17 protein-coding genes and 2 tRNA genes are annotated in these 17292 nt (G+C 65.8%); 18 read left to right on the forward strand and 1 reads right to left on the reverse strand.

The genetic code is table 11. The annotated features are described in order from the left end of the window. Positions 1–71 precede the first annotated feature (71 nt). The 16 genes from obgE (at position 72) to JOE31_RS10930 (ending at position 14972) form a co-directional block, all read left to right on the forward strand. Positions 72–1661 carry a GTPase ObgE gene (gene obgE, locus JOE31_RS10855; protein WP_209744176.1) on the forward strand — a complete coding sequence of 530 codons (1590 nt, stop codon included), beginning with the start codon at positions 72–74 and terminating at the stop codon, positions 1659–1661. Positions 1662–1725: 64 nt separating this feature from the next. Next, positions 1726–2823, forward strand: coding sequence for a glutamate 5-kinase (proB, locus tag JOE31_RS10860; protein WP_209748336.1), 1098 nt, complete (start codon positions 1726–1728; stop codon positions 2821–2823). A gap of 26 nt (positions 2824–2849) precedes the next feature. Further along, positions 2850–4199: a glutamate-5-semialdehyde dehydrogenase gene (locus tag JOE31_RS10865; RefSeq protein ID WP_209744179.1), complete on the forward strand. Its 1350-nt coding sequence runs from the start codon at positions 2850–2852 to the stop codon at positions 4197–4199. A gap of 80 nt (positions 4200–4279) precedes the next feature. Further along, positions 4280–4504, forward strand: a complete 225-nt coding sequence (locus JOE31_RS10870) for a hypothetical protein (RefSeq protein WP_011692229.1) — start codon at positions 4280–4282, stop codon at positions 4502–4504. Between the two features lie 55 nt (positions 4505–4559). After that, positions 4560–5177, forward strand: coding sequence for a nicotinate-nucleotide adenylyltransferase (nadD, locus tag JOE31_RS10875; protein WP_245199116.1), 618 nt, complete (start codon positions 4560–4562; stop codon positions 5175–5177). Between the two features lie 8 nt (positions 5178–5185). Then, positions 5186–6478 (forward strand): hypothetical protein, encoded by a 1293-nt coding sequence (locus JOE31_RS10880; RefSeq protein ID WP_209744182.1) that lies wholly within the window; start codon positions 5186–5188, stop codon positions 6476–6478. Positions 6479–6580: 102 nt separating this feature from the next. Further along, a complete protein-coding gene (gene rsfS, locus JOE31_RS10885) occupies positions 6581–6982 on the forward strand; it encodes a ribosome silencing factor (protein ID WP_209744185.1) in 402 nt (133 codons plus the stop codon). A gap of 139 nt (positions 6983–7121) precedes the next feature. Beyond that, positions 7122–7194, forward strand: a tRNA-Ala gene (locus JOE31_RS10890). A gap of 196 nt (positions 7195–7390) precedes the next feature. Continuing rightward, a tRNA-Ala gene (locus JOE31_RS10895) sits at positions 7391–7463 on the forward strand. Between the two features lie 71 nt (positions 7464–7534). After that, positions 7535–7885 carry a zinc ribbon domain-containing protein YjdM gene (locus JOE31_RS10900; protein WP_209744190.1) on the forward strand — a complete coding sequence of 117 codons (351 nt, stop codon included), beginning with the start codon at positions 7535–7537 and terminating at the stop codon, positions 7883–7885. A 54-nt stretch (positions 7886–7939) separates the two neighbouring features. After that, on the forward strand, positions 7940–9067 hold the full coding sequence (locus JOE31_RS10905) for an NAD(P)-binding domain-containing protein (protein WP_354298641.1): 1128 nt from the start codon (positions 7940–7942) through the stop codon (positions 9065–9067). A gap of 108 nt (positions 9068–9175) precedes the next feature. Then, on the forward strand, positions 9176–10318 hold the full coding sequence (locus JOE31_RS10910) for a class I SAM-dependent methyltransferase (protein WP_209744194.1): 1143 nt from the start codon (positions 9176–9178) through the stop codon (positions 10316–10318). A 206-nt stretch (positions 10319–10524) separates the two neighbouring features. After that, complete coding sequence (locus JOE31_RS10915) at positions 10525–11727, forward strand: ROK family transcriptional regulator (protein ID WP_209744197.1); 1203 nt, start codon at positions 10525–10527, stop codon at positions 11725–11727. Positions 11728–11844: 117 nt separating this feature from the next. Next, a complete protein-coding gene (locus JOE31_RS10920; RefSeq protein ID WP_209744199.1) occupies positions 11845–13200 on the forward strand; it encodes an extracellular solute-binding protein in 1356 nt (451 codons plus the stop codon). A gap of 3 nt (positions 13201–13203) precedes the next feature. Continuing rightward, the gene (locus tag JOE31_RS10925; protein ID WP_209744202.1) at positions 13204–14085 is read left to right on the forward strand and encodes a carbohydrate ABC transporter permease; all 882 of its coding nucleotides are present in this window, start codon (positions 13204–13206) and stop codon (positions 14083–14085) included. Beyond that, on the forward strand, positions 14082–14972 hold the full coding sequence (locus JOE31_RS10930; protein ID WP_209744205.1) for a carbohydrate ABC transporter permease: 891 nt from the start codon (positions 14082–14084) through the stop codon (positions 14970–14972). The genes JOE31_RS10925 and JOE31_RS10930 overlap by 4 nt, the downstream gene beginning before the upstream one ends. A 7-nt stretch (positions 14973–14979) precedes the next feature. Here JOE31_RS10930 and JOE31_RS10935 read toward each other — a convergent pair whose 3' ends face one another. Then, complete coding sequence (locus JOE31_RS10935; protein ID WP_245199119.1) at positions 14980–15177, reverse strand: hypothetical protein; 198 nt, start codon at positions 15175–15177, stop codon at positions 14980–14982. Positions 15178–15338: 161 nt separating this feature from the next. Here JOE31_RS10935 and JOE31_RS10940 point away from each other — a divergent pair, with 161 nt between their 5' ends. After that, on the forward strand, positions 15339–16346 hold the full coding sequence (locus JOE31_RS10940) for a MoxR family ATPase (RefSeq protein WP_209744209.1): 1008 nt from the start codon (positions 15339–15341) through the stop codon (positions 16344–16346). Between the two features lie 10 nt (positions 16347–16356). Further along, on the forward strand, positions 16357–17280 hold the full coding sequence (locus tag JOE31_RS10945; protein WP_209744212.1) for a DUF58 domain-containing protein: 924 nt from the start codon (positions 16357–16359) through the stop codon (positions 17278–17280). Positions 17281–17292: the final 12 nt, after the last annotated feature.

The following is a 17292-nucleotide window of genomic DNA, read 5'->3' on the forward strand; positions in this document are numbered from 1 at the left end:
TGTTCTTTTAACCGCATTACAATCAATTTGGGCGTCCAAGACGGTCAGGTTAAGCAATAGAGGAGATTCACGTGGCGAGCTTTGTAGACCGGGTAGTACTGCACGTATCCGGCGGTAGCGGCGGTCACGGCTGTGTCTCCGTCCACCGCGAGAAGTTCAAGCCCCTGGGCGGTCCCGACGGCGGCAATGGCGGTGATGGCGGCGACGTCATCCTGCGCGTCGACCCGCAGACCACCACGCTGCTGGACTATCACCACGCACCCCACCGCCACGCCACCAATGGCGGACCCGGCATGGGTGACTGGCGCGGCGGCAAAAACGGCGAAACGCTGATCCTGCCCGTTCCGGAAGGCACCGTCGTCAAGACCAAGGACGGCCGCGTCCTGGCCGACCTCGTCGGCGAAGGCACCGAGTTCATCGCGGCCGCAGGCGGACCGGGCGGCTTGGGCAACGCCGCGCTCTCCTCGCAGAAGCGCCGGGCCCCCGGCTTCGCCCTGCTCGGCATTGAAGGCGAGTCCAGCGACATCGTCCTGGAACTGAAGTCCATCGCGGACATCGCCCTCGTGGGATTCCCGTCCGCCGGCAAGTCCAGCCTGATCGCCGCCATGTCCGCTGCACGCCCCAAGATCGCCGATTACCCCTTCACTACGCTGATCCCCAACCTTGGTGTCGTCCAGGCCGGCGACGTGCGCTTCACCATCGCAGACGTGCCCGGCCTCATCGAAGGAGCCAGCGAAGGCAAGGGCCTGGGCCACCACTTCCTCCGGCACGTGGAGCGCTGCGCAGCTTTGGTTCACGTTTTGGACTGCGGTACGCTCGAAGCTGACCGTGATCCGCTCTCCGACCTGGCGATCATCGAAGCCGAACTCGAAAAATACGCCGTTGACATGAGCTACGCCGGCACCGACGGCGAAGTCGTCCCGCTGAACCACCGGCCCCGGCTGGTTGCCTTGAACAAAGTCGACCTGCCTGACGGCAAGGACATGGCCGAATTCGTCCGGCCCGAGCTTGAGTCCCGCGGCTACCGGGTGTTTGAGATCTCCGCCACGAGCCACGAGGGCCTGCGCCAGCTTGGCTTCGCCATGGCAGAGATCGTCAAGGCGGCCCGCGACGCCGTGGCCGCCACCCCGCCGAAGGTGCACGCGCCCGTACTGCGCCCCCGCGCGGTCAACGAAGCCGGCTTCAAGATCCGGCGCGAGGAAAAGAACCTCGAGCCGCTGTTCCGGGTCCTGGGCGACAAGCCCGTGCGCTGGGTCAAGCAGACCGACTTCACCAACGAGGAAGCCATCGGCTACCTCGCCGACCGCCTGGCCAAACTGGGCGTGGAAAACGAACTGTTCAAGCAGGGTGCCAAGCCGGGCGACACCGTAGTGATCGGTGAAGACGACGGCGTGGTCTTCGACTGGGAGCCCACCATGATGGCCGGCGCCGAACTGCTCGCTTCGCCCCGTGGCACCGACGTGCGTTTCGCCGACATCGGCGACCGCCCCACCCGCGGCCAGAAGCGCGACGAGCAGCAGGAGCGCCGCGACGCCAAGGCAGCGGCCCGGGCCGAGCTGGAAGCCGAGCGCAAGGCCGGGATCTGGACCGAATCAGTCAGCGGGCGCCGTGCCGCACGGCCGCTCCAGGAGAGCGGACTGACCACCGAAAATGAGGAGTGAACCCCCACACGTGACCGATAATTCCGCAATTGTCATCGAGGAACCCAGGACCGACGACCGCAGCATGCTCGCCAGGGCACGCCGCATCGTTGTCAAGGTCGGGTCGTCGTCGCTCACCAGCCTCAAGGGTGGAATCTCTGAAGAGGCGCTGATCGAGCTCTCCGACGCGCTGGCTGCGAAGCACAACGGCGGAACCGAGATCATCCTCGTTTCCTCCGGCGCGATCTCGGCAGGCCTTGCCCCCCTTGGCCTGGTGAAGCGTCCCCGGGACCTTGCCACCCAGCAGGCAGCCGCCAGCGTTGGCCAGGGCCTCCTGATGGCCCGTTACACGCACGCTTTCGCAGCGCACGGCGTGACCGTGAGCCAGGTCCTGCTGACCGCGGACGACCTCATGCGGCGCAGCCACCACATGAACGCCTTCCGTGCCCTGAACCGGCTCCTGAACCTGGGCGTTGTGCCCGTGGTCAACGAGAACGACACAGTGGCAACGCACAAGATCCGCTTCGGTGACAACGACCGGCTCTCCGCCCTGGTGGCGCACCTGGTCCGCGCCGATGCCCTGGTGCTGCTCTCCGACGTCGACTCGCTCTATGACGGGCCGCCCTCGAAGGGGGCCAAGCGCATTCCCCAGGTGGACGGACCCCAGGACCTTGAGGGCGTCAACATCGGCAAGCCGGGTCAGGCCGGCGTCGGAACCGGCGGCATGCAGACGAAAGTGGAGGCCGCCACGATGGCCGCCGATTCGGGCATCCCCGCACTGGTCACCTCCACCGCGAACGCCGCCGCAGCCCTGAACGGCGAAGACGTCGGAACCTGGTTCTCCGTCAACAGCGGCCGCAAGTCGGTGCGCATGATGTGGCTCGCGCACCTTGCACACGTGCAGGGCCGGCTGCTCCTTGACGACGGCGCCGTCACGGCTGTCCGTGACCAGCACTTTTCGCTGCTCCCCGCCGGTATCACGTCAGTCGAAGGCACCTTTGAATCGGGCGACGCCGTCGAAATGGTTTCGCCGGACGGCACCGTGATCGCCCGCGGGCTGGTCAATTATTCCTCGGACGAACTGCCACAGATGCTGGGGCGTTCCACCGTGGAACTGGGGGAGTCCCTCGGACGCGGCTTTGACCGTGAGGTTGTTCACGTTGATGACCTGGTTCTGGTCTAGCGGACTGATTCGCCTAGACTTGAATGATGACTGAGGCACTGATTCACCAAGCGGCCGAGAAATCCAACGACTCCACGGAGGCATCTCCCACGCCGGAAAATGCCCAGCTGTCCCCGGCTGACGTCGAGGCTGCCGTGTACGCGATCGCTGACCGATCGCGTCACGCTGCCCGCAGCATGGCACGCGCCAACCGCGCCTGGAAGGACAAAGGCCTCCGCGCGATCGGCGCCGCCCTGCTCGACAGCAGGGCGCAGATCCTGGCCGCCAACGCCAAGGATGTGGACGCCGGCCGCGCCAACGGCACGTCGGCGGCGCTGCTTGACCGACTGACGCTGAACGACGCACGGATCGAGGCGCTTGCCGCCGCCCTGGAAAACCTCGCCGGCCTGCCGGATCCCGTGGGAAACGTGGTCCGCGGCCAGACGCTTCCCAACGGCCTGCGGTTGCGGCAGGTCAACGTTCCCATGGGCGTCGTTGCCGCCATCTACGAGGCCCGTCCCAACGTGACGGTGGACATTGCCGGGCTGGCGCTGAAAAGCGGCAACGCGGTGATCCTGCGCGGCGGCACCGCCGCCGCGGCCACCAACGAAGCCCTCATCAGGGTCCTCCGGGATGCCCTCACTTCCGTTGGACTGCCCGCCGACGCCGTTCAGACGGTCGACCAGTTCGGCCGTGAAGGAGCCAATGTGCTGATGCGGGCCCGCGGCCGGGTGGATGTCCTCATTCCCCGCGGCGGCAGGGACCTGATCCAGACGGTCGTCACCAATTCCTCCGTCCCGGTCATCGAGACCGGCGAGGGCAACGTCCATATCTTCATCGACGAATCCGCCAGTGAAGACATGGCCGTGGACATCCTGCTCAACGCCAAGACCCAGCGGCCCAGCGTCTGCAACACCGTGGAGACCCTCCTGGTGCATTCCGGGTCCACCGTCCTGCCCGCCGTCGCCGCGGCGCTCCGGAAAGCCGGAGTCACCCTCCACGCCGACGAGAGGGTCCGCGCCGCGTTGCCCGCATCCGTGGAATCCGTCCCCGCCACTGACGAGGACTGGGCCACCGAGTACATGGACCTGGACCTCGCGGTGGGCATGGTGGACAGCCTTGACGAAGCGGTGCAGCACATCCGCAAGTGGTCGACCGGACACACCGAGGCCATCATCACCAACGACCTCGCCAATGCCGAACGCTTCATTTCCGAAATCGACTCGGCAGCGGTCATCGTCAACGCCTCCACAAGGTTCACGGACGGCGGGGAACTGGGCCTCGGCGCCGAGGTGGGCATTTCCACCCAAAAGCTCCACGCACGAGGCCCCATGGGCCTCACCGAGCTCACGACCACGAAGTGGATCGTCCAGGGCGAGGGCCAGATTCGCAGCTAGCAACGCTGTAACATGGAACAGAAGTCCGGAACGGCGGGAATGACCGCCGTCGTCATTGTGTGAACTCTTTAGGGGAGAAAATGCTGTTGCAGCAGGTGGGCGCGTCCGTCGCCGAACATGAAGAACTGGCTCCGCTGTGGGCCGAACCGTGGGTCTTTGGTGTATCGATCTTTGCGATCATGCTGGTCCTGATGTTCGTGACGCTGTCCTACAGCAACCTGGGCAACCGGCACGAGGCCGTCGAGGAGCACTCCGACCCCCACCGCCAGCACCCGAACAAGCACGATCACGGCCAAGGCCACTAACATCACTGCGGTCCTGAAGCGGCGCGGCGCCAAGCGCCGCCTGCGTTTAGGTGTGATGGGTGGGACATTTGATCCCATCCATCACGGCCACCTTGTTGCGGCCAGCGAAGTTGCGGCGAAGTTCGGCCTCGACGAAGTGGTATTTGTACCGACCGGCCAGCCGTGGCAGAAAATGAGCAAGAAGGTCAGCGAACCGGAGCACCGGTACCTGATGACTGTCATTGCCACGGCGTCCAACCCCAGGTTCACCGTCAGCAGGGTCGATGTGGACCGTCCCGGCCCCACGTATACCATCGACACCCTGCGGGACCTGCGTACGCAACGGCCGGATGCGGATCTTTTCTTCATCACCGGCGCGGACGCCATGGCACAAATCCTGTCCTGGAAGAACATCGATGAATTGTGGTCGCTGGCGCATTTCGTCGGTGTGACCCGGCCGGGGCACGTCCTCGACGGTATGGGCAGGAAAGACGTCAGCCTCCTGGAAGTGCCTGCGATGGCGATTTCCTCCACTGACTGCAGGACGCGGGTGGCGGCCGGGAACCCGGTCTGGTACCTCGTACCCGACGGGGTGGTCCAATATATTGCGAAATACGGCCTGTACGCCGGGCAGTCCGACCCCGACCCCAGTGCCGCACTTACCGAGTTACACGAACCAGCCAGTACCGAGTGAGTTGTGAGATGAGCCAGGAACAGCCTCCCCTCCGTAGCCGTCGCGAATTGCGGCAGGCCAGAGATGAGCGCGCGGAATCACGCCAGGACACGGGGACCTCTGCCCCGGGTCCGGTTCCCCCTGCCTCAAACGCGCCCGGCAACGGCACGCCGGCGCCTGCCCGGGAGGACGGCACCGGCCGCATCCGCCGTGTGGCTCCCGGTCCCGTCGACTCCGTCCGTACACCGTCGGGATCCGAGCGGTCCTCGCAGAGCCGGGCGCGCGACCGCGCCGCCCTGCGCACCATCAAGGAACTTGCGGAGAAGGAGGAGCGGCTCTCCGGCGGTGGTCCGCCCACGCGCCGCCAGCTCCGGCTCCAGCAGCTCCAGGCCGAGGCTGCGCCCGCTACGGCCGCGAACGTGATCGTCCCGCCGGCCCGCACTTCCGCACAGCGCACCGTGCCGCCAGCCCGGACGGGACAGTCAGCGCCGCAGGCGCGGCCGGGGCAGGCCTCGCCGCCGAAGGGGCCCTCCCCGCAGGCAGCAGCTCCGCGGGCGGACTCGCCGGAGGCAAGCACGGACAGCAAGCTTCCCGAGGGCATGACTGTCGAACAGGCCCTCGCAGCGCGGTCACTCATCGCCGAACAGGCCCGGAACCAGATCGCCAAGATGGAGCACATCGCGGCGAACGACCCCGAAGCGGTGGATCCGGAAATCCTCGCGGAGCAGATCGCCCTGGCCGAGCGCGCCGCCGTCCTGAACAAGCGGGCCATGGCCAAGCAGAAGCTGGCCGAGCAGGCCAGCCAGCCGGCCCACCCAAAGACCGAACCATCAGCCGTCAGCAACCTTGCGATGGTCACGCCGCTGGAGTTCGAGAAGGTTCCAGGGATCGACCGGCCGGTGATGAAGAAGCCTGCCACCTCCTACGTGCCGGTGGTCACCAATCCCGGCCCGAGGCTGCAGCCGGCCGGCACCAAGGGTGCGCGCAAGCCTGGCCCCGCGAAGCGGACCGCGAGGCCTGCGACAGGCCGGGCCGGGGTGCTTGCCCGCGCTGAGGCAGCCGCCCAGGCGGCAGCCGATCCAGCGGCGGTAGTCCAGGCATCCGCCCCCGGTGAGCCGTGGGCTGCTGAAGCCGGCGAGAATTTCGTCGACAAGCCGCGCGTCGCCGCCAACACCGCCTACGGTCTGGAACCGCTCGACGCCGTAACAGCCGGCCTGGGCAGGGCACACCGTATCCGGCTGCTGCAGCTCGCCGTCCTCGCACTGGGGATCGTCGCGCTGATTGCAGGCGTCACCATGATCATCAGCGGCCTGACGCCCTGACCAACCGCACCGGCCCATCAGGGCGCCGCCATCCTCACGCATGACGGCGCCGACATCAACGGCGCCGGACCTACATAGCTTTAAACCACTACAAGGAGTCCCGTGACTGCAACCGATTCATCCATCGCCATAGCCCGCGTCGCCGCGCGCGCTGCAGCGGACAAGATAGCCCAGGACATCGTTGGCCTGGACGTCAGCGAGCGGCTGGCCCTGGCCGACGTCTTCCTGATCGCCTCCGCGCCCAGTGAGCGCCAGGTCAACGCCATCGTCGACGGCATCGAAGAGGAACTGGGCAAGCAGGATCTCCGTCCTGTCCGCCGCGAGGGCCGTTCCGGCGGACGCTGGGTCCTGTTGGATTACTCGGACGTGGTGATCCACGTCCAGCATGAGGAAGACCGTGTGTTCTATGCCCTGGAGCGCCTGTGGAAGGACTGCCCGGTGGTTGACCTCCAGCTCGGAGAAGACTCGTCCGCCAAGGCGGCCGTTTCCTCGGACAGCGAGTAATCCCGGGCCGGCCGCCGAATATGCCCGATTTGGAATTTTCGGAACGGCTGTTCTAAGATATTTGAGTTGCTTCGGAGAGATCCGGACGCAGAACCGGGCCCGACAGTGAAGACTGAAGGTGCCGGAGCAATGAAAATTCGGGGCTGTGGCGCAGCTGGTAGCGCACCTGCATGGCATGCAGGGGGTCAGGGGTTCGAGTCCCCTCAGCTCCACCGAATGGTCCGTCGGAATCGAGAGATTCCGGCGGACTTTTTTGTTTATTACCCTGTTTCCTTGCTGAGGTTCGCTGGTTCCACCACCTACGGCCGACCAACTGCAGGGTTCCGGACCCGAATTGGCGTCTTACACAATTGTGGTTTAAGATAATCAAGTTGCTTACGGAGATCGATCCGAAAGAAACAAGAGTTTGGGGCTGTGGCGCAGCTGGTAGCGCACCTGCATGGCATGCAGGGGGTCAGGGGTTCGAGTCCCCTCAGCTCCACCCTGGATTGAACAGCAGAAGCCGCCCGGTCGGGCGGCTTCTGCCGTTTAACGCTCGACTAATATGGGAGCGTGAACGAATCCCTTCCGCCCTGCCCGGAATGCTCCAGTGAATACACCTATGAAATGGGAGCGCTGCTGGTGTGCCCCGAGTGCGCACACGAGTGGTCCGCAGAGGCCCCGGAGGCGCCAGGAGCCGCTGACGCGGTTATCAAGGACGCGGTGGGCAATGTCCTCGCCGACGGTGACACTGTGACCGTAATCAAGGACCTTAAGATCAAGGGAAGCTCCACAGTCATCAAGGTGGGGACCAAAGTACGCGGCATCCGGCTCATGGACGGCGTGGGTGACCACGACATCGACTGCAAGGTGGACGGCGTCGGCCCTATGCAGCTGAAGTCCAGCGTCGTCAAAAAGGTCTAGGCGGGTCCCGACATCCCCGATGCCCAGGCGGCGGAACTGCACGCCGCAGATGTAGTGGTGGTCGGTGCGGGCCAGGCCGGTCTGTCTGCCGCTTACCACTTGCAGCGGCGCAGCTTCCTGCCCGCGGGGCAGACCGCGGGTCCCGCTGCCGTGCAGGACGTCCCGGGAACCTACGTGGTGCTGGACGCCGAAGCCGGACCCGGCGGGGCCTGGCGCCACCGCTGGCAAAGCCTCAGGATGGCCACCGTCAACGGCATCAGCGACCTGCCGGGCATTCCCCAGCCCGAAGTAGACCCGGCTGAGCCAAGTTCAGAGTTCCTTTCGCGCTACTTCGGGGATTACGAGGAGGAACTCGGGCTGAACATCGTCCGCCCCGTTAGAGTCCGCTCGGTATCCCGGGAAGATGGCGCCCCGTCCGGGAGGCTAAGAATCGAAACCTCTGCGGGCACCTGGTCCGCGCAGGCGGTCATCAATGCCACAGGCACCTGGACCCGGCCGTTTTGGCCCATCTACCCGGGCCAGTCCTCCTTCCGGGGCAGACAGCTGCACGTGGCCGACTACGTGGCGGCAGAGGAATTCCGAGGGAAGCATGTCATTGTGGTGGGCGGCGGCATCTCGGCCGTCGGCCTGCTCGACGAAATATCCCGGGTGACCACCACGAGCTGGTTCACCCGCCGGGAACCGGTGTGGCGCGATGCCGGCTTCGACCGGAAGGCGGGGCACGACGCCGTCGCGCTCGTTGAAGAGCGGGTCCGGGAGGGACTTCCTCCGCAAAGCGTGGTGTCAGCCACGGGACTGATCTGGACGCCTTCGCTGCGTGCGGCCGCCGCGCGCGGCGCCCTGGACCGGCACGCGATGTTCACATCAATAGAGCCCCACGGGGTCCGGCTGGACGACGGAACCTTCCTGGCAGCCGATGTGATCCTGTGGGCCACCGGGTTCCGGGCCGAGCTGGAACACCTTGCCCCGCTGCACCTTCGCGGCAGCGGCGGGGGGATCGTTATGGACGGCACGCAGGTGGCAGCGGACGAACGGATCCATCTGGTGGGTTACGGGCCGTCGTCGTCCACCATCGGCGCCAACCGGGCCGGCCGCGCGGCAGTGGCCGGCATCATGAAGATGCTCGGCCGGCGACGCCCGGACGGGGTGCCTGCGGCGTCAGTCGGGGCCGTTTCACGGTAGGTTTACCGGGTAGCTTTTCGCCGGGGGATCCCTCCCCGACGGCGGAGCCATGGTCGGCAGGATGATTGCCGGCCGAAGGCGATGAACAGAGAAGAAGGCAGCTTGGACGTGGCGGAAAACACCCTGGAATCAGTCCTCTCCGGTCTGCGCCGGTTCCCGGATGTCGAAGCCCCCAACCTGCAGGCCTGGGATGCCACGGACAAGCTGCTCCTCGAAACAGCGGCCGGACTCCTGGCCCCGGACAGCCGCGTCGCGGTGGTGGGTGACCGCTACGGCGCCCTCACGCTCGGGGCACTGGCTGCCTGCGGGGTCCGGCACGTGCGAGTCCACCAGGACCTGATTACGGGGGAGCGGGCCCTCCGCAATAACGCTGCGCCGCTCGGCGCCGACGCCGGTTTTGAGCAGCTGCCGCTCGGTCCGGCCCTTTTCGACGGCGCCGACGTGGTGCTGCTCCAGCTGCCCAAAACGCTCGCGGAACTGGAAGAAGTGGCCGACGCCGTGGCCCGCTACGCAGGGCCGCACACTGTCCTGCTTGCAGGCGGCCGGATCAAGCACATGAGCCTGGGTATGAACGCCGTCCTGCAACGCCACTTCAGCGACGTCCAGCCACAGTTGGCGCGGCAGAAATCCAGGGTCCTGATAGCCAGGGACCCCCGGCCCGTTACGGGACCGCCGCCGTTTCCCGTCGCCGACCGCAACAGCGAACTGGAGCTCACTGTCTGCGCGCGGGGCGCGGTGTTCGCCGGCACGAAGCTCGACATCGGGACACGGTTCCTGTTGAGGTACCTGCCTGACATGCCGTCGGCCGGGAACGTGGTGGACCTCGGCTGCGGTACCGGCATCTTGGCCGCCATGTATGCCAGGCGCCACGCGGAATCGAAGGTTACGGCGACAGACCAGTCGGCGGCCGCCGTCGACTCCGCCCGGGCCACAGCGGAAGCCAACGGACTCGCAGGCCGGATCACCGTTCTCCAGGACGACGCCATGAGCTCGCTGCCGGACGGCAGCGCCGGCCTCATCCTGCTGAATCCGCCCTTCCACCTGGGTGCCAGCGTCCATGCCGGGGCAGGAATCAAGATGTTCGGGGCCGCCGGGAGAGTGCTGGAGCCGGGCGGGGAACTCTGGACCGTATACAACAGCCACCTGCATTACCTGCCCGCCCTGGAACGGTACGTCGGTCCCACCCGCGTGGCCGGCAGGAACGCGAAGTTTACGGTGGCTGTCAGCACCGGACGCGCCCAGCACCATTAGCAGCGCGAACGCCGGCAGGTCGGCCCGCGGCGCGACCCGGCCCTGCAAGTGACACCACGGTCCCGGAACTCCGCGTGGGAGCGTACCGCCGCGCGCGCAGGTAACGTACGATTCAAGCATCAGTAGTGCATAACCGAAGACGTTTAGGGGAATCCGTGACTGAGATCCGCACGCCAACGCCGAGGCGCGGAACCAATTTGCCCCGTATGGGGGACTTCAATCTCACGGTGATTTTGGATGCCATCCGCCGGTCCTCGGGAGGCCTCAGCCGGGTGGAACTCGCCCAGATCGTAGGGCTCTCCCCGCAAACGATCTCCAACATCTCCCGGCGGCTGCTTGACCAGAACCTCATCGTCGAAGCCGGGAAGGAAGGAAGCGGGCCGGGTAAGCCGCGCACCATCCTCCGGTTGAACCCCGCCGGAATGTATGCCGTGGGGGTCCACTTGGATCCCGCCGTGACCACTTTCGTGGTGCTGGACCTCGTGGGCTCCGTTGTCAGGCACTCACGGATCAACACCCCGGGCGCCAGCGACCCCGACGGCATCATCGCCACCATTGCCGCCGAGATCAAGGACCTGGTGGCAGCCTCCGGCGTCGACCCGGACAAGATCGCCGGGCTCGGCGTCGCAGCCCCCGGTCCCATCAACCTGGATGAGGGAACCGTCGTTGACCCGCCGCTGTTGCTGGGCTGGGACCGTGTGCCCCTGCGCGATGCCCTCGCGGAGGCGACCGGACTGTCCACCCTGGTGGACAAGGACGTCACCAGCGCGGCCGTCGCCGAAACCTGGGCCGGCGGCCCCAGCGGCTCCGGCAGTTTCGTTTTTATGTACATGGGCACCGGCATCGGCTGCGGCATCGTCCTGAACGATGAAGTGGTGCGCGGGACGTCGGGGAATGCCGGCGAAATCGGGCACATCATTGTTGACCCGGACGGTCCGCCCTGCGACTGCGGTCTTCGGGGCTGCGTGAAGTCAAGCAGCATCCCGCAGGTCCTCGTGGCGCAGGCCGAAGCCGCCGGCGTGCTGGAGGTTGTGCGCCAACCCTCCGGTGCCCTGGACATCCAGGAGAGCTTCGCCAAACTGTGCGACGAAGCCGACGCCGGCAACAGCAAGGCGGGGGAGATCATCGACCACTCCGCCGTCCTGGTCGCCCGGGCGGTGGCGGTGGTCACGAACACCCTCGACGTCGAAAGGGTTGTCTTCGGCGGCCCCTTCTGGACGCGCCTCTCACGGAGGTACCTGGACCGGGTTCCCCAACTGCTGGCAGACAACAGCGCAGCCCGCCAGATCCACGGGATAGAAGTTGTTGGAACCGGAGTGGGAGAGGACGTAGGAGCCATCGGTGCTGCCTGCCTGGTGCTGGAGCATATGCTGGCACCGCGCGCACAGCGGCTGCTGCTGGAAGGCTGACGCCGGCCTTCCGCTGCTCTGTCAGTGGGGAGCACTAACCTGAAATTGCATATCGGCTAAAGGCTGGGGCCAGCTGGAGGATATTGGGGGCTGCAGCCGCTCGAAGATTGGAGCGTCATGCACCGCCCTGCCAAATTCCTTGCGGCGATGATGTCGGCGGCAGCGCTGCTGGCCACATCAGCCTGCTCCGCCGAACAACCGGCGGCCGAGAACCGGACCCTGAAGATCGTTTACCAGAAGACTGACTCGTTTACCGCCCTCGACACCTTGTTCAAGGACGCCAAGAAGGATTTCGAAGCTGCCAACCAGGGCACCACCGTGGAGCTGCAGCCCATCGAAGCCAACGACGACGACTACGGCACCAAGCTGGCGCTGGCCCTGCGGTCTTCTGAGACCGCCCCCGACGTCTTTTACGAGGACACGTTCAAGGTGAGGTCCGACGTCGACGCCGGATACCTCCTGAAACTGGACGGATACCTCGAAAAATGGGCCGACTGGAAGTTGTACAACGAGGCCGCCAAAGCTGCCGGCACCGGGGACGACGGCGGGATCTACGCCGTGCCCCTCGGAACTGACACCCGCGCCATCTGGTACAACAAGAAGGTCCTTCAAAAGGCAGGCATTTCGGTTCCCTGGCAGCCCCGAAGCTGGGAGGAGATCCTTGACGCCGCCCGCAAGATGAAAGCCGCGGACCCGTCCCTGGTCCCGTTCAACATGTATGCCGGCAAGGCCACCGGTGAAGGCACAGTCATGCAGAGTTTTTACGAACTGCTGTACGGCACGGACAGCGAACTCTATGACCAGCAGGAGAAAAAATGGGTGATCGGTTCCCGGGGGTTCACCGATTCCCTGTCTTTCCTGAAGACACTCTACGACGAAGGACTTGCCGTCACGCCTGCCGAGGCGCTTGACGCAAACGTGTGGAAGAAGGTCTTCGGCGACTGGCTGCCGCAGGGCAAGATGGGGGCAACAGTGGAAGGTTCGTACACGCCGTCGTTCTGGCAGAAGGGCGGTAATTACGAATGGGCCGGCTATGCGGAGGACATGGGAGTGGCAAAGTTCCCCACCCAGCGTGGCCAGGAACCCGGCGGCGTCAGCATGTCCGGTGGCTGGACCCTGGCCGTCGGAGCCGACTCGAAGAACCCGGACCTGGCGTTCAAGTTCCTTTCCGAGGCCCTGAGCAAGAAGAACTCACTGGCGTTCACCGTGTCCGGGTCCCAGATCGCGGTCCGGACAGATGTCGCCGCCGAACCGGAGTACCTGGCGGCGAATCCGTTCGTCAAGGACGTCTCCGAACTCGTATCCGTCACGCACTACCGGCCCGCCACGGCGGACTATCCGCGTATCTCCGCCGCGGTCCAGGAGGCCACCGAAGCCGTGATCACCGGTGCCCTTTCGCCGCAGGAGGCCGCCGCGCAGTACGACAAGTCAGTCAGGGACCAGGTGGGTGACGCCAAGGTCCTGCAGAAATAACGCATGGCTGAACGACGAACTGTCCGGCGGCAGCTCCGGCTGCTGCCGGTGGTGCCCTCTGTCCTGCTGCTTCTCCTCTTCCTGGCGGCGCCCGTTCTGTGGTCCTTCCACGCTTCCTTCACCAATGCCGCCCTCACCGGCCGCAACGCCAGGAACCCGGCCTGGACCGGCGTCGAAAATTATGTGCGGCTGTTCAGTGACTCTGCGTTCCCGGCCGCGGTCCTCCTGACCATCGTCTTTGTTGTTGCGTCAGCGGTGGTGGGCCAGAACCTGCTGGGACTCCTGATTGCGGGCCTGATGACGCGCGCCCGGAAGCCGGTGTCCGCAGTCGTGGGTACTGCGGTGGTCGCCGCCTGGGTGCTTCCCGAGATTGTGGCGGCCTTTGCCGCTTATGCCTATTTCAGCAAGGACGGGACGCTGAACCAGCTGCTCGGCAATGCCGGCGCTGCCGGGCCGGACTGGCTCTATGCCTATCCCATGGTGGCCGTGGTGCTGGCCAACATCTGGCGCGGCACCGCGTTCTCCATGCTGGTGTACCGGGCGGCCCTGGCCGACGTTCCCCGGGACATCTCCGAGGCAGCCCTGATGGACGGCGCTTCCGGCTGGCAGCGCCTGGTGTTCATCACGCTGCCGCTGATCAGGTCCAGCATCGCCACCAATTTGATGCTCGTGACGCTCCAGACCCTGGCCGTGTTCACCCTGATCTGGGTGATGACGGCCGGCGGGCCGTCCAATGCCAGCACCACCTTGCCGGTCCTCGCCTACCAGGAGGCCTTCAAGTTCGGCGACATCGGCTACGGCACGGCCATCGCCTCGGTGCTCATCGTCCTGGGCCTGGTGTTCGGGATTGCCTACGTCCGGCTGCTCAAGGGGGACAAACGATGACGACGACAGGCCGGCGGCCCCTTGAGGGGGCTTCACGGCGGCCCACCCGCAGGGGAGTTGCCTCGCCAGGATTCCGCCGGGCCCGGACTCCGGCAGACGCGGCCCTGCTGCTGATCGGCGCCTGCTTCGTGTTGCCGCTGCTCTGGCTGGTATTCGCCTCCCTGGACACAACGGCGGGTTACCGGACCCAGTTGCCGGCCAGTGCTTCGCTCGACAACTTTGCGGCTGTCCTCACTCCCGAACTGCTGCTCGGACCGCTCTGGAACAGCCTTTTGCTCTCCGCCGGGACGGCAACAGTTACCCTGGGCGCAGCCGTTCTGGCCGCGTACCCGCTGTCCCGTTTCCAGTCCAGGTTCAACCGGCCGTTCCTGTATTCGATCCTGTGCGGCACCTGCCTGCCGATTACGGCCATCATGGTGCCCGTTTATGGCCTGTTCGTCCAGCTGCGCCTGCTGGATTCGCTGCCGGCCACAGTTCTCTTCCTGGCGGCAACTTCCCTGCCCATGGCCATCTGGATGACCAAGAACTTCATGGACGCGGTGCCCGTTTCGCTGGAGGAGGCCGCCTGGGTGGACGGCGCCTCCGGGCTGACTGCCCTGCGTTCCGTGGTGCTGCCGCTCATGCGCCAGGGGCTGGGAGTGGTGTTTATTTTCGTCTTCATCCAGACCTGGGGGAACTTCTTCGTACCGTTCATCCTGTTGCTGTCGCCGTCAAAGCAGCCCGCGTCGGTTTCAATCTTCAGCTTTTTCGGACAGCACGGCGCAGTCGCCTACGGCCAGCTGGCCGCATTCTCCATTCTCTATTCGGTTCCGGTCCTGGTCCTCTACGTGCTGGTGGCGCGGGGAGCCGGCGGGTCGTTTGCGCTGTCCGGAGCGATGAAAGGCTGAGCCGCCTTCAGTCGATGTCCTCGACCACTGTCCCGAACGGAATCGTGTTGTCCAGATGGGCCTGATGGCCGTGGGGCAGGTTGAGCACCCGGACTCCGTGTACTTTTTCCGCCGCCGACTGCATGAGGATCGGACGGACAGTGTTGATGAAACTCTCGCTCTTACCGGCGAGGTACTCCTGGTAACTGGCTGGAAGCTGAATCATGCCATCAGGATAGTCCTGCGCGGCCCGCATGGGGAGTGGTCCCCATTGTGGAATCTGCCGCCCGGGGCTTGGATAGTATGGCCCGTGGCGGGCGCCTAGTGACCGCCGGACATCCGGCAGCAGCAGCGGCCGTTCATGAACTGCAACCAGGGGGAATTCCAGTGCTTCAGACTACGGCCGCCGTCCGGATCGAAGCGGCGGAACTGGCCCGGGCGCAGCAGGTCATGGGCAGCATCTCCCGCAGCTTCGACGCAAAGGTTGTGGGCCAGGCCAGGCTCCGTGAATCGCTGCTGGTAGGGCTCATGACCGGCGGCCACATCCTGCTCGAAAGCGTCCCCGGACTGGCGAAGACCACGGCCGCGCAGACGGTCGCGGAGGCCGTCAGCGCAGAGTTCCGGCGGATTCAGTGCACGCCGGACCTGCTCCCCAGCGACATCGTGGGCACGCAGATCTATGATGCCGCCAAGGGCACGTTCGTCACCCAGCTTGGCCCGGTCCACGCCAACATCGTGCTCCTGGACGAGATCAACCGCTCCAGCGCGAAAACCCAGAGCGCCATGCTCGAAGCGATGCAGGAGAGGCAGACGTCCATCGGGGGAGTGGTGCACCGGCTGCCTTCCCCCTTCCTTGTCCTGGCGACGCAGAACCCCATCGAGCAGGAGGGCACCTACCTGCTGCCCGAGGCCCAGATGGACCGCTTTATGCTCAAAGACGTCCTGGACTACCCCACGCCTGCCGAAGAGGCCGAGATCATCCGCAGGATCGATTCCGGCGTCTTCACCGACGAACAGCGCCCCGCCGCGGCTGCGTCCCTGGCCGCGGTCTCGGAAGTGCAGGAGCTGGTCAAACGCGTCTACATCGATCCCGCAATAGTGCGGTACATCGTGGGGCTGGTGTTTGTCACCCGGAACGCGGCCCAGTACATCGACTCCCGCCTGGCGGGTTTTATCGAATTCGGAGCCAGCCCGCGCGCCAGCATCGCCTTCAGCCAGGCCGCCCGCGCCGTCGCCCTCCTGAACGGCCGGGACCACGTGATTCCCGAGGACGTGAAGGCACTGGCCCACCGCGTGCTCCGGCACAGGATTATCCTCGGCTTCGAAGCGGTGGCGGAGCAGGTTCCCGTCGAAACCGTCATTGATGCCATCGTGGCGTCCGTCCAGACCCCCTGAGCGCGCCCGCATGTCCAGCCTCCTGACCAGGGTGAAATCGAAGATGTCGATCTTCGCCCACCGCAAGGCACGCGGAATGCTCGACGGCGAATACGGTTCCGTTTTCAAGGGCCGCAGCCTGGACTTTGACGACCTCCGGGCTTACATTCCCGGAGACGAAGTCCGCGACATCGACTGGAAAGCCTCTGCCCGGCACGGATCCCCGCTCATCAAGCGCTATGTTGCAGTGCGGCGGCAGACCGTGCTGCTGGTCACGGATACCGGACGCAACATGGCTGCCTCTGCGCTCGGCGGCGAGGAGAAGAAGGACATTGCCGTGATGGCCTTGGGCGTGGTGGGCTACCTTGCCCACCGTCACGGCGACGTGGTGGGGCTCGTCTGCGGCGACGGGACGTCGACCCGGTCCCTGCCCGCGAAAGCCGGCGAGGCCCACCTGGAAAGGCTTCTTCGCGAAGTCAACGATGGCACGGCGCTGACCTCGCCCCGCAGCGACATCAGCGAGCAGCTCTCCTATGTGGCACGCAACTTCGGCCAGCGCATGCTGCTCTTCGTTGTGGCCGATGAGGTGGTGCCCGACGCCGGAATGGAGCGGCTGCTTCGCCGCCTGCGCGCCCAGCACGAAGTCCTCTGGCTGACCGTCCGCGACGCGCAGCTGGCCGGCCCCGACTCCGCCGTACCAAACTCCACCGGGACACAGGCAGCCGCCGCCGGACCAGCCGACCGGTACGACGTTGCGGACGCCGGCTTCCTTCCCGGCCGCCTGGCGGCGTCCGAGGCCATCATCCGTGCCTATGCCGCGGCGCAGGAGCAGCGCGATGCAGCGCGGGAAGCTGTGCTGCGGCGGATGGGCATAGCCCACGTCCACGCGGGCAGCAGCCATGATCTAATGCCTGCGGTGTTCACCCTGCTGGAACGGCACCGCCGTGGGAAATGACTCCGGGTTCTA

The organism is Arthrobacter sp. PvP023 (assembly GCF_017832975.1).
GTDB lineage: Bacteria > Actinomycetota > Actinomycetes > Actinomycetales > Micrococcaceae > Arthrobacter.

Bases quoted from the DNA above. Each gene is read 5' to 3' on its own strand.
- JOE31_RS10920 (WP_209744199.1), top strand. From the start codon at position 11,845: ATGCACCGCCCTGCCAAATTCCTTGCGGCGATGATGTCGGCGGCAGCG.
- JOE31_RS10925 (WP_209744202.1), top strand. From the start codon at position 13,204: ATGGCTGAACGACGAACTGTCCGGCGGCAGCTCCGGCTGCTGCCGGTG.
- JOE31_RS10870 (WP_011692229.1), top strand. From the start codon at position 4,280: ATGCTGTTGCAGCAGGTGGGCGCGTCCGTCGCCGAACATGAAGAACTG.
- JOE31_RS10915 (WP_209744197.1), top strand. From the start codon at position 10,525: ATGGGGGACTTCAATCTCACGGTGATTTTGGATGCCATCCGCCGGTCC.
- nadD (WP_245199116.1), top strand. From the start codon at position 4,560: ATGGGTGGGACATTTGATCCCATCCATCACGGCCACCTTGTTGCGGCC.
- JOE31_RS10945 (WP_209744212.1), top strand. From the start codon at position 16,357: ATGTCCAGCCTCCTGACCAGGGTGAAATCGAAGATGTCGATCTTCGCC.
- JOE31_RS10865 (WP_209744179.1), top strand. From the start codon at position 2,850: ATGACTGAGGCACTGATTCACCAAGCGGCCGAGAAATCCAACGACTCC.
- proB (WP_209748336.1), top strand. From the start codon at position 1,726: ATGCTCGCCAGGGCACGCCGCATCGTTGTCAAGGTCGGGTCGTCGTCG.
- JOE31_RS10930 (WP_209744205.1), top strand. From the start codon at position 14,082: ATGACGACGACAGGCCGGCGGCCCCTTGAGGGGGCTTCACGGCGGCCC.
- JOE31_RS10880 (WP_209744182.1), top strand. From the start codon at position 5,186: ATGAGCCAGGAACAGCCTCCCCTCCGTAGCCGTCGCGAATTGCGGCAG.
- JOE31_RS10935 (WP_245199119.1), bottom strand. From the start codon at position 15,177: ATGATTCAGCTTCCAGCCAGTTACCAGGAGTACCTCGCCGGTAAGAGC.